6 protein-coding genes are annotated in these 13,483 nt (G+C 61.9%); all 6 read left to right on the forward strand.

Annotated features, from left to right (window positions below; genetic code table 11):
• Window positions 1-3: 3 nt before the first annotated feature.
• The 6 genes from JIN81_RS11440 to JIN81_RS11465 are packed head-to-tail and all read left to right on the forward strand — an operon-like array spanning window position 4 to window position 13,447.
• Window positions 4-2,580 (forward strand): DUF7133 domain-containing protein, encoded by a 2,577-nt coding sequence (locus tag JIN81_RS11440; protein ID WP_200279358.1) that lies wholly within the window; start codon window positions 4-6, stop codon window positions 2,578-2,580.
• A 26-nt stretch (window positions 2,581-2,606) separates the two neighbouring features.
• Window positions 2,607-4,973 carry a glycoside hydrolase family 95 protein gene (locus JIN81_RS11445; RefSeq protein ID WP_200279361.1) on the forward strand — a complete coding sequence of 789 codons (2,367 nt, stop codon included), beginning with the start codon at window positions 2,607-2,609 and terminating at the stop codon, window positions 4,971-4,973.
• A gap of 16 nt (window positions 4,974-4,989) precedes the next feature.
• A complete protein-coding gene (locus JIN81_RS11450; RefSeq protein WP_200279364.1) occupies window positions 4,990-7,743 on the forward strand; it encodes a GH116 family glycosyl hydrolase in 2,754 nt (917 codons plus the stop codon).
• A gap of 30 nt (window positions 7,744-7,773) precedes the next feature.
• Entirely contained in the window at window positions 7,774-10,152 is a 2,379-nt protein-coding gene (locus JIN81_RS11455) for a glycoside hydrolase family 95 protein (RefSeq protein ID WP_200279367.1), read from the forward strand.
• A 3-nt stretch (window positions 10,153-10,155) separates the two neighbouring features.
• Window positions 10,156-11,085 carry an alpha/beta hydrolase gene (locus JIN81_RS11460; protein ID WP_200279370.1) on the forward strand — a complete coding sequence of 310 codons (930 nt, stop codon included), beginning with the start codon at window positions 10,156-10,158 and terminating at the stop codon, window positions 11,083-11,085.
• A gap of 19 nt (window positions 11,086-11,104) precedes the next feature.
• Window positions 11,105-13,447, forward strand: a complete 2,343-nt coding sequence (locus JIN81_RS11465) for a glycoside hydrolase family 95 protein (protein ID WP_200279373.1) — start codon at window positions 11,105-11,107, stop codon at window positions 13,445-13,447.
• Window positions 13,448-13,483: the final 36 nt, after the last annotated feature.

Genomic DNA, 13,483 nt, shown 5'->3' on the forward strand with positions numbered 1-13,483 from the left:
TCGATGAGACCCTGCTCTGCTTCACTGACCGCCCTGCTCCTCATTTCCTCGGTCAAAGCCCCCGCCGCCAGCCCCGGCGAGACCGTTTACCAGTCCGGATTCCTGTCAAAGAGCGAGGCCCTCGAGTCCATCGAGTTGCCCGACGGCTACCGCCTCGAACTCATCCTCAGCGAACCGCTGGTCGAGGAACCGGTAATGACCGCTTGGGACGGAAATGGCGCGATGTACGTGGTGCAGATGCGCACCTACATGCAGGACATCGATGCCTCGGGTGAGAAGGACTCGAAGAGCGTCATTACCCGCCACGTCGACACGAACGGCGACGGCCGCTACGACAAACACAGTATCTTTGCCAAGGACCTCAAGCTGCCACGCTTCGTGCTGCCGCTCGACGACCGGGTCATCGTCGGCCTGACCGACACCCTCGACCTCTGGACCTACCGCGACACCAGCGGCGATGGCATCGCCGACGAGGTCATCAAGATTCATGAAGGTGGTCGCCGCGGCGGCAACATGGAACACCAGCCAAGCGGCCTGATGTGGGCTTTGGACAACTGGCTGTATCTCACCTACGAGGCCAAGCGCTACCGCTTCACCGACGGCAAGCTGACTGTCCAGCAAATGCCGGCCGGCGGCGGCCAATGGGGCCTGACGCAGGACGACTGGGGTCGACTCTACTATTCCAATGCCGGCGGCGAACGTCCCGCAGTCGAGTTCCAACAGCCGCTGACCTACGGCTCGCTCGCCCTTCCCGGACAGGAAGAGGATGGCTTCCGCACCGTTTACCCGATCGCCGAGGTGCCCGACGTCCAGGGTGGCGAACGCCGCGTCGGCCCGAACGGCGGGCTCAACAACTTCACCGGCGTGGCCGGTCAGTCGATCTTCCGCGGCGACCGCCTGCCACAGGAACTTTACGGCGACCTGTTCATCCCTGAACCGGTCGGCCGCCTGATCCGCCAGGTCGAGGTCGACCGCCAACAGGCCAAGACCGTGCTGCGCAACGCGACCCCCGGCACGGAGTTCCTGCGCACCCGCGACGTGAACTTCCGCCCCGTCTGGACCGCCACCACCCCGGGCGGGCAAATGGCCATCGTCGACATGCACCGCGGCATCATCCAGCAAGGCAACTGGACCAAGCGCGGCAGCTACCTGCGCGAGGTGATCCAGAAGTGGAAGCTCGACAGGAACATCGGCAAGGGCCGCATCTACCGCCTCGTTCACAAGGACTTCAAGGCCGGGCCACAACCGCGGATGCTCGATGAAACGACCGCCCAACTCGTCGCCCACCTGGCCCACCCGAACGGCTGGTGGCGCGACACCGCGCAGAAGCTGATTATCCTCCGCGAGGACCGCGAGTCGGTCGTCCCGACACTTGAGAACATGGTCCGCAAAAGCCCCTCGGAGCTCGGCCGCCTGCACGCGCTGTGGACCCTCGAGGGCATCGGCAAGGTCGACCCGACCCTCCTCGTCCACGCTCTCAGGGACCCGGCCTCGATCGTCCGTACCTCCGCCGTACGCATCGCCGAGCCCTTCATGACCCGCGGCGACGAGTCCGTCGTCGCTGCCCTTTCCAGTCCGCTCCCGAAGGACGCCGAAATGGTCGTGCAGATGCTCAACTCAATCTCCGCCAGCGCCACCACCGCGCCGGAACTGTTGGCCGTCGCCAGCCTGATCGAGGAGAAGTTCGGTGACACCGAAATCATCAGCGAGGTCCTCAAGGTCCGCGAAAAGGCAACCCGCGAAGCCCGACTGGCCATGGCGCGCCAACAGCAGGATGCGCACTTCGCCGCCTCGATGGAACGCGGCAAGGCAATCTACCAGCAGTTGTGCTTCGCCTGCCACGGCGAGGACGGCCAAGGCGCGCCGATGGTCGGACGCCCCGGCGCCAAGCTCGCGCCCTCCTTCACCGACTCGCCCCGCGTCCTCGGCACCGGTGAAGGCGCCATCCGGGTGCTCCTCCACGGCATGAGCGGACCGATCGACGGCAAGGAATACGAAGGCCTCATGGTGCCGATGGCAAACAACGACGATCCATGGATCGCGGACATCGTGACCTACATCCGCAACAGCTTCGACAACGAGGCCCCCGCGATCACCCCGGAGCAGGTGGCCATCCTGCGAAAGCGCCACGCCGACCGCAGCGAAGCCTGGACCGCCGAAGAACTCGCCGAACTTGAACCGGCCGGGCTTCCTTTCGACAAGCGCTGGAAGCTCAGCTCCAGCCACAACGCCCGGGAACTCGAGCTCGCCTTCGACGGCAACGACAAGACCCGCTGGACGACCCAGAAAAGCATGGCACCCGACATGTGGATTCAGATCGAATTCCCCGAGACCACACGTCTGAACGGCCTGAGCCTCGACACCCGCCGCTCGAAGGGCGACTACCCGCGAGGCTACCAGATCCAGGTTTCCAACGACGGCAAACGCTGGAGCGACCCCATCGCCGCGGGCGTGGGAAGTGTCGAAACCAAGATCGTTTTTCCCCAGGTTGAAACCCGCTTCCTCCGCATCACCCAGACCGGCAAGGACCGCCTCTACTGGTCGATCCACGAAATGAATCTCTTGGGCAAGTCGTCCTGACCCCGGAACCCAATATCTCAGAACTCATGAAAAGCCCCATTTTCCTCTCCCTCGCCCTGCTGCTCTCCGCCGCCCATGGCGCCAAGCATGACATGGACGAGAAATACAACCCTCCTGCGACCGCCAAGTTCGTGGACGAGGCTTCTGCTCCTGAAGAACCACTGACCTTGTGGTATCGCATGCCCGCGAAGAAATGGGAAACCGAAGCGCTCCCGGTCGGGAACGGCCGTCTCGCCGGGATGGTCTTCGGTGGTGTCAATCAGGAACGCATCCAGCTCAATGAAGAAACCCTGTGGGACGGCGAATACCTCGACCGCCACAACCCGAGGGCACTCGAAGCCCTGCCGAAAGTCCAGCAGCTGCTCTTTGAGGGTAAGAACAAGGAAGCCACCAAACTAGCAGGCAAGGACATGATGGGAGTGCCTTCCCGAATCAAATCCTACCAAACCCTCGGCGATCTGCTGCTCGATTTCCCCGATGCGGAAAGCGTCTCCGGCTACCGTCGCGATCTCGACATCACCACCGGGATCTCACGGACCAGCTACTCCGTCGACGGCGTCACCTACACCCGTGAGGTCTTCGTCAGCGCACCGGATCAGGTGATGGTCGTCCATCTCACCGCCGACCAACCCGGCAAGCTCGACTTCACCGCCCGCTTTGACCGTCGCGACGTCACCTACACCGAAGGCCCCGGCAACCGACTGATCATGCGTGGCAAACTCGGCGTCGAATTCGAAGCCCAACTGCTTCCCCGGGTGAAAGGCGGATCCATCTCGACGAAGGACGGCGTGCTCACCGTCTCGAAGGCCGACGAAGTCACCCTGCTGGTCAATGGCGCCACGAGCTACAAGCACGCCGAGGACCTCAGCGGCGATGAAACCGCCCGCTGCGAGGCACCGCTCAAGAAGGCCTGGGAAAAGCCCACCGCCCAACTGCGCGCCGACCACGTCAAGGATCACCAATCGCTCTTTAGTCGTGTCGAGCTCGACCTCGGCACCACCGATGCCGTCAAACTCCCCACCGATGAACGCCTCCGCGCAATCAAGAAAGGCGCCCGCGACCCGCAGTTCGAGACGCTCTACTTCCAATATGGTCGCTACCTTCTGATCGGCAGCTCACGCGACGGATTCCTCCCCGCCAACCTGCAGGGCAAGTGGTGCCAGAACTACAAGGCCCCTTGGAACAGCGACTACCATTTCAACATCAACTTCCAGATGAACTACTGGCCGGCACAGGTCGCCAACCTGTCCGAGTGCCACCTGCCCTACTTCGACTACGTCGAAAGCCTCGTTCCCTACGGCCAGAAGACCGCCAAGCTCCACTACGGCGCCGACGGATGGACCCTCCACCACCTCTCCGACATCTTCGGCAAGACCACCCCTGCCGATGGCGTGCATGGCGTCTGGCCGATGGGTGCCGCGTGGGCGACGCGCGGATTCATGGAACACTACCGCTTTACGGGCGATCGCGAGTTCCTGGAAAAGCGCGCCTACCCGATCATGAAGGAGGCCGCCGAGTTCATCTTCGATTTTCTGATCGAGGCTCCCGAAGGTTCCCCCGTCGCCGGCAAACTGGTGACCAATCCTTCCCACTCACCGGAGAACAGCTTCATCAAGGCGGACGGGACCGAGTCGCTCTTCACCTACGCGTCCACGATGGACCTCCAGATCATCCACGGGCTTTTCTCGGACCTGTTGGAGACCAACCAGATCCTCGGTCCTGGCGGAAACTTCGACACTGAGTTCCGCAACAAGGTCGAGGAAATCATGGCCCGGATCGCCCCCATGCAGATCAGCGCCAAGACCGGTCGGCTTCAGGAATGGATCGAGGACTACAAGGAAGTGGACCCGAAGCACCGCCACACCTCCCACCTCTACGGCCTCCACCCGGGCAAGCAGATCAATGCCAACGACACGCCCGAGTTCTACGAGGCCGCGCGCAAGTCGCTCGAAGCCCGTGGCGACGGCGGCAAGGGCTGGAGCATGGCGTGGAAAGTCAACATGTGGGCCCGCTTCAAGAATGGTGAACGCTCCTACGACCTGCTCACCAACCTGCTCAGCAAGATGACGCTGACCAACCTCTTCGACACCCACCCGCCCTTCCAGATCGACGGCAACTTCGGCGGCACCGCCGCCATCGCGGAAATGCTGCTCCAGACCCACGCCGGCGACATTGAAGTCCTCCCGGCCCTGCCGAAAGCCTGGCCAAACGGATCGGTGAAAGGCCTGCGTGCCCGCGGCGGCTTCGAAGTCGATATCGCCTGGAAGGACGGCAAGCTCAGCGAAGCCACGATCAAGTCGCTCAACGGCAACCCGCTCAAAATCCGCTACGGCCAGACCGTCGTCGACAAGGAGCTCGCCAAGGGCGAAAGCCTCACCTGGAGCGGGAACTAACAGAGAATCATTCACGATGAACGAGAACAAACCCTCTGACGACTCCTGCGGCTGCCAACCCGGCGCCTGTTCTCCCGCCCCCTTTTCCCGCCGCGGTTTCATCAAGGCGGGCTCGTTCGCCTCGGCCGCAATGATGAGCGGCGGCCTGCGGGTGATGGCCGGACCTTTCACTCAGGCGGACTTCGAAAAGATCGTCCCTTCGGACAAGAAGCTGAGCAAGGAATGGATCGCCAGCCTCTATGACCGGGGCAAGCCCATGACGGCCACCAAGCCGGATCTGAAATACATCGGCATGCCGATCAACGGCATCTCCACCGGTCAGGTTTACCTCGGTGGCGACGGACGCCTGTGGTGCTGGAATCTCGATGGCGAGCCGGACATGAAGTGGGAAGACATCGGGAAAGGCCACAAATACATGAAGCCGGAGACGGCCCACAGTCCGATGGACCAGGGATTCGCCCTGAAGGTTGGTTCCGGAGATGCCAAGCGTGCCTTCACGCTCGATGCCGATGGCTTTGGCGACATCCGCTTCACCAACCAGTATCCGATGGGCAAGGTCGAGTACGCCGACGCCGATTGTCCGGTGAAGGTCCAGCTGGATGCCTACACGCCTTTCATCCCCCTGAACCGTGACGACTCCAGCTATCCGGTGATCGTCATGCGCTACACGATCCAGAATCCCTCCGATCAGGAACAGGAAGTCGCCATCGCGGGATGGATCGAAAACTTTTCCAACCATCGAAGCGGAAAAGAGAACGGCAAAGGAGCGCGCCTGAGCCAGTATCGCGAACTCGATGGTCTATCTATCGTCGAATGCTGGGCGAAACCCGCCGCAGGTGCCAAAGCCGCCGACGGCGAAACACCGCTCGACCTCGCCAATGACTTCGGCGCGGTCGCCCTTGGCCTGTTAGGCGACACGAAACCAGACTTGGTGGACACGACACGCTCCCAGCCTGGAGCGACCGATCTCTTCACCGCCGATCCATCGGATAAAGCGTCCCGGGACGTGCAGGAGCGCCCCTTCAGCGACAAGGCCTTCGCATCCTTGGGTCGCAAAGTAAAGCTGGCTCCGGGCGAGAGCAAGACCATCGCCTTCACCCTTTCCTGGCGTTTCCCGAACGCACGCTATGTCGAGGGATTTGGACGCAAGGAATGGAGCCGCGACGTCAATTACTACTCCACCCTGTGGCCCAACGCGAGCGACGCGGCCAGCAGCGTCGCCAAACAGGAAGAGGAACTTCGGAACACGACCCAGGATTGGGTGGACTCCTGGTATGACTCCACACTGCCCCACTGGTTCCTCGAACGTGCCTTCATTCCGATCGACTGCATGCAGACGCAACTGACCTTCCGCCTCGCCGAGCAGGACGGTCGCTACGGACTCGCCGAGGGCGTGAACTGCTGCGAGGGCAACTGCACCCACGTCTGGCACTACGCCCAGGGCTTGGCACGACTCTTCCCGGTGATCGAGCGCGAGTGCCGCGACAAGGTCGACTTCGGTCTCAGTTTCAAACCCGACACCGGCGCGATGAACTTCCGCTGCACGACGAAAACCTTCCGTGAGGCCATCGATGGTCAGTGCGGGACGATTCTTCGTGTGCTTCGCGAAAGCCAGATGACCACCGACCTAAAGTTCCTCGAAGGCATCTGGGAGCGCACCAAGCAGTCGATGGACTACGTCATCGAGAAATGGGACAAGGACGAAGACGGCATGCTTTCCGGTGGCCAGCACAACACTCTCGACAAGGCCTGGTATGGCCAGATCCACTGGCTGATCAACCTCTACCACGCCTCCCTCAAGGCCTCGGCCGTGATGGCCCGGCAGATGAAGCAGCCGAAGGTCGCGGAGCGCTACGAGGGCATCGTTGCCAAAGGTGGGAAGTCCATGGTCGAACTGCTGTGGAACGAGGACTACGGCCACTTTATCCACATCCCCGAGAAGAAGCCGGAGGAAACGATCGGCTCAACGACGGGCTGCCACATCGACCAGGTGCTCGGCGAATTCTGGCTACGGAACCTCGGCCTCGATCCAGTCTTACCGCAGGACAAGATTCGCAAGTCGCTTCAGTCGCTCTGGAAATACAACTTCTCTCCGAACATCGGTGACTTCCGCAAGCTCGAGAAGAAAGGACGCTGGTTCGCCGCGGAAGGCGACGCGGGTTTGATCATGTGCACCTTCCCTCACGGCAAGGAGAACGCGCAGAAGACGAACTTCCACCGCTACTTCAACGAGTGCATGTCCGGCTTCGAATGGCAGGTCTCGGCACTGATGATCTGGGAGGGCATGCTCGAGGAAGGCCTCGCGGTCGGCAAGGCGATCAACGACCGCTATCAACCCGCCAAGCGCAACCCCTACAACGAAGTCGAGTGCGGCGACCACTACTCACGCGCACTGGCAAGCTACAGCGCCTTCATGGCGATCTGCGGCTATCGCTACGATGGCCAAGCGGCCAAACTCGGTTTCGGGCCGCGCATGAACCAAGACGATTTCCGCGCCGCCTTCACCACCGCCGAAGGCTGGGGCCGCTTCACACAGAAAGTGGCCTCCGGCAAACAATCCGCCGGCATCGAACTGCGCTACGGCAAGCTGGAGCTGAAGGAACTCGCACTCGATCAGGTTGCTGGAACATCGGCGACGATCGCCAAGGTGGAAATCGATGGGAAACTCGTCGATGCCACCTTCAGCACCGAAGCAGGTCGCTACGTGATGACCTTCAGCGACGGCATCACCATCCAACAAGGCCAGCGCTTGCGCGTCTCACTCGTCTGATCATCTCCTGTTTCTCACCATCATCGATTCATGTCCCGGAAGGCCCTCTGCTCCATCCTCCTGACCCTGCTCGCCGCCCAGGTGGCCTCCGCCTGGCCGGAGCAACCCCCCGAGCCGAACAACCCGAAGGTCGACTTCGAATACTCGGACCCGGCCGCAGCGCCATCGGAACCGCTCACCCTTTGGTTTCGCAAGCCCGCGGCCCTGTGGGAACAAGAAGCTCTCCCCGTCGGCAACGGCCGGCTTGCGGCAATGGTCTTCGGCGGCATCAACCACGAGCGCATCCAGTTCAACGAGGAAACTCTCTGGGACGGCGTGCCGATCGACTACACGAACCCGGAAGCTCTGGAGGCCCTGCCCGAAGTCCGGCGACTGCTGTTCGAAGGCAAGAACAACGAGGCCAAGGGTCTGGCGAAGCGCAAGATGATGGGCGATCCGTACAAGATCAAATCCTACCAGACCTTCGGTGATCTCTTCCTCGACTTTCCCGATACCGACAAGGTCTCCGGCTACCGTCGCGACCTCGACCTCACCACCGCCATCAGCCGCACCCAGTACACCATCGATGGCGTGCAATTTGTCCGCGAGGTCTTCGTCAGTGCGCCCGACCAGGTGATCGTGATCCACCTGAAGGCCGACCGCCCGGGCCAGATCAGTTTCGACGCGGAATTCTCCCGCGAGAACGCCAAAATGGAATCCGCCGACGGAAACCGTCTGGTCCTGACCGGGAAACTCGGCATCGATTTCGAGGCCCAGCTCGTTCCGCGCGTCAAAGGCGGATCCGTTTCCTGCAACAACGGCAAACTCACCGTCAGCAAGGCCGACGAAGTCACCCTGCTGCTCAACGGCGCTACCAGCTACAACAACGCGAAGGATCTATCAGGCGACGCCCACGCCCGTTGCGAGAAACCGCTCCGTGCGCTCACCGGCAAGAAGACCTACGAGCAAATCCGTGCCGACCACATCGCCGACCATCAGTCCTTCTTCAACCGGGTGAAGCTCGACCTCGGCAGCACCAAGGCCACCGACAAACCCACCAACGAACGCCGCCGTTCCCTGAAAGGCGACTCCTTCGACCCGCAGCTTGAAGCCCTCTACTTTCAGTTCGGCCGCTACATGCTGATCGGCAGTTCCCGCCCCGGCGGCCTGCCTGCCAACCTCCAGGGCAAGTGGTGCCAGTCCTACGACGCCCCCTGGAACAGCGACTATCATTTCAACATCAACTTCCAGATGAACTACTGGCCCGCCCAGATCACCAATCTGGCCGATTGCCACCTGCCGATGTTCGACTACCTGGAAAGCCTCGTTCCTTCCGGAGAAAAGACGGCCAAGGTCCACTACGGAGCCGATGGCTGGGTGATTCACCACCTTTCCGACATCTACGGCATGACAGCTCCCGCAGACGGCGTGCACGGCGTCTGGCCCTTTGGCGCCGCGTGGACGGTGCGCGACATGATGGAGCACTATCGCTTCAATCGGGATGAAACTTTCCTCAAGGAACGCGCCTACCCGTTGATGAAGGGCGCCGCCGAGTTCATGCTCGATTTCCTCATCGAGGCACCGGAAGGCACTCCGCATGCCGGAAAGCTGGTGACCAATCCATCCCACTCGCCAGAGAACGAGTTCATCCTGCCCGACGGCACCAAGACCGAGTTCACCTACGCCGCGACGATGGACCTCCAGATCATCCATGACCTCTTCACCGGTCTGCTCGAAGCCAGCGATGCCATCGATCCGAGCGGCGGTCATGATGCCGAGTTCCGGAAAGAAGTCGAAACCGCCCTCGCCAATCTCGCGCCGCTCCAGATCAGCAAGAAGAGCGGCCGACTGATGGAGTGGATCGAAGACTACGAGGAAGTCGACGTCGACCATCGCCACACCTCTCACCTCTACGGCCTGCATCCCGGCAAGCAGATCACCAAGAACGCCACGCCCGAATTCTACGAAGCCGCCCGCAAGTCGCTCGAGACCCGCGGCGACCGCGGCACCGGCTGGAGCTACGCCTGGAAAGTCAACTTTTGGGCCCGCTTCCACGACGGTGACCGCGCCCGCAAGCTGCTCATGGACCTGCTTCGCGGCCGCACCATGGACAACCTCTTCTGCAACCACCCGCCCTTCCAGATCGACGGCAACTTCGGCGCCTCCGCCGGCATCGCCGAGATGCTGCTGCAAAGCCACGACGACGAAGTCCACCTGCTTCCCGCACTGCCGAGCGTGTGGAAAGAAGGCTCCGTCCAAGGCCTCCGTGCCCGCGGCGGCTTCGAAGTCGATATCGCCTGGAAAGACGGCAAGCTGACCGAGACAAAGGTCCGCTCACTCCATGGCCAGCCCCTCAAACTCCGCTACGGCCAGACCGCCGTCGAAAAGGAGCTAACAAAGGGCGAAAGCCTCACCTGGACCGGAAACTGAGCCATGAAATCACTACTTCTTTCCACCGCTCTCCTCGCTGGAGCGCTCTCATTGTCCGCCGCCGAGTACGACGCCTCCGTCCCCCAGTCGACCCACTCGGAAGTCTCTTACGGACCGCACAAGCGCAACGTCCTCGACTTCTGGAAAGCAGCATCCGACGAACCTACCCCACTGGTCTTCGTCATCCACGGCGGTGGCTGGGGAGGCAACAGTAAGGAGGCCATTCACAAATTCGTCGATACCAACAAGCTCCTCGACGCAGGGATTTCGGTGGTCGCGATCAACTATCGCTACCTCAAACAAGCCGGCGAACTCAGTCCGCCGGTCAAGGCGCCGCTCTTCGACGCCGCCCGTGCCCTGCAATTCGTCCGCAGCAAGGCGGACGATTGGAACATCGACAAAGCACGCATCGGTGCGGTGGGAGGATCCGCCGGCGGCTGCAGTTCGCTGTGGCTGGCCTACCGCGATGATCTCGCCGAGCCGGACAGCGACGACCCCATCGCCCGCGAGTCGACCCGGCTTCATTGCGTCGCCGGCATCCGCGTCCAGACCACCCTCGACCCGAAGCAGATGAAGGAGTGGATCCCGAACAGCCGCTATGGCGAGCGCGCCTTCGCCAAGAAGGATTTTCCCGAATTCTTGGCGGCGCGCGACGATCTGATGCCCGAGATCCAGCAATTTTCCCCCTACCATCTTCTCACCGCCGACGACCCGGCGACGTACCTATTCTACCAAACCCCACCGAATCCAGGCGGCAAAGAAAAGGACCCGACCCACTCGGCAAATTTCGGTGTGGGTTTGCTCAAGCGGTGCCAGGAACTCGGTGTCGACTGCGAGTTCGTCCACCCGGGACAGGAGGATGTCGTCCATCCCACCGCGACCGACTACCTGATCACCAAGCTCAAGGCACCGATTGAAGAATCCAAGAAATAGCCTCGCTCTCCAACAAGCTGTGAAAACCCTGCTCCTCTTCGCTTTTTCAGCCACCGTTCTCACGGCGGACGAAAGCAACTCCACCTTGTGGTATGACCAGCCCGCCGCGGAGTGGACCGACGCCGTCCCGATCGGCAACGGCCGACTTGGCGCGATGGTCTTCGGCGGGATCGAGAACGAACGCCTGCAGCTCAACGAGGACACACTGTGGAGCGGCGGCCCCCATTGCTACGATAATCCCGAGGCCTATAAGCACCTCGCTGAGGTCCGCAAACTCCTGCGTGATGGCAAATACGCCGAAGCCGAGAAACTCGCCGGCAAAATGATGGGCGAGCCGATCCACCAGGCGGCCTATCAGCCATTCGGCGACCTGCAGCTGAAATTCCGGCATGAGGCCGAAACCAGCGACTACCGTCGCGAACTCGACCTCGCAACCGGAGTCAGTACCGTCACCTATCAAATCGACGAGACCAAGTTCACCCGCCAGGTCTTCGCCTCCCACCCCGACCAAGCGATCGTCGTTCGTCTTGAATGCAGCCAGCCCGGTCGGATCAGCTTCGACCTGACCAACACCAGCCCACACCCTTCCAAAACCCTTGCCAGCGAAGGCGGCACCCTCACCATGACCGGGCACGTTGCCCCCCGCACCGGCAAACGTGAGGGCGGCTCACGCGGTCTCACCGCCGACTGGGACAAGCCGGGCACCCGTTTCGCCGCCACCACCCAAGTCCTCACCGAAGGCGGATCCATCAGCGCCCATGGCGACAGACTGACCGTCACGAATGCCGACGCGGTGACGCTCTACTACGTTGCTGCGACGAGTTTCGAAAACTATCAGGACGTCACCGGTGATCCCGTGGCCAAGGTCGATCGCGATCTTTCCGCCATCGGCGACAAGGCTTTCGCTGACGTCCTCAAGGCCCACGTCGACGACCATGCCTCACTCTTCGAACGCGTCTCGATCGATCTCGGTGGCGCGCCTTCCAAGCTCCCCACCGACGCTAGATTCAAGCTCGCCCGCGAGGGCCAGCACGACCCCGGCCTTGCCGAACTTGTCTTTCAATACGGCCGCTACCTGATGATCGCCGGCTCCCGCCCCGGTAGCCAGCCGCTCAACCTGCAGGGCATCTGGAACGACGACATGAGCCCGCCGTGGTCGAGCAAGTACACCATCAATATCAACATCGAGATGAACTACTGGGTCGCGGAGGTCGGCAACCTCAGCGAATGCCACGAACCGCTTTTACGGATGGCTGCCGAGCTGCAGGAGCCCGGCAGGAAAACCGCCGAGACCCACTATCGCGCCGAGGGCTGGATGACCCACCACAACACCGACCTGTGGCGCGGCACCGCCCCGGTCGATGGGCCGCAGTGGGGCATGTGGCCGATGGGTGGAGCATGGCTTTGCCAGCACCTGTGGGAGCACTACCTCTACACCGGCAACCAAACCCATCTCAAGAAGAGCTACCCCATCCTCAAGGGTGCGGTGGAGTTCTTCCTCGATGTGCTGATCGAAAACGAGAACGGCTACCTCATCACCTCGCCTTCGCTTTCGCCCGAGCACAGCCATGGCGGGGGCACCAAGGACGGACTGAGTATCGGCCGCGACGGCACTTCGCTCTGCGAAGGGCCCACCATGGACCTACAACTGCTCAACGACCTCTTCGCCAACACCATCGCCGCTTCCGAAAAACTCGGCGTTGACAAAACATTCCGCGCCAAAGTTGCCGAGACCCGCAAGCGACTCCAGCCGATGCAGATCGGTCGCCACGGTCAGCTACAGGAATGGCTCGTCGACTGGGACAACCCCGAAGACCAGCACAGCCACGTCTCGCACCTCTACGGACTTTTCCCCAGCGCCCAGATCAACCGCTACGACACCCCCGAGCTTTTCGAAGCGGCGACCACCTCCCTCGTCCATCGCGGTTTCTCTGGCGGCTGGTCCGGCGCCTGGCGGATTGCCCTCTGGGCCCGGGTCGGCGATGGCGACAAGGCGCTCAGATCGCTGAACGATCATGTGATGCCCCGCTTCGCCACCAACCTATTCAATGGCAGCGAAAAGTTCCAGATCGACGCCAACTTCGGCGCCACCGCCGGCATCGCCGAGATGCTGCTCCAGAGCCACAACGGCGAGATCCACCTGCTTCCCGCCCTACCGAAAGCCTGGCCCAGCGGTTCGGTCAAAGGTCTCCGTGCCCGCGGCGGATTCGAAGTGGACATCGCATGGAAAGACGGTGAACTCACCGAAGCCAAAATCCACTCTCTCAATGGTAGCCCCCTCAAGCTCCGCCACAGGGGGCGAAGCGTCAGCAAGGTCCTGAAGCAAGGCGAGTCCCTCACTTGGAACGGGCTCCCGCAGTAGGCGATCCGACAGTTCTTCAGATTCACTCCTGCTTGT

Source organism: Haloferula rosea, assembly GCF_016595525.1.
Lineage (GTDB): Bacteria > Verrucomicrobiota > Verrucomicrobiia > Verrucomicrobiales > Akkermansiaceae > Haloferula > Haloferula rosea.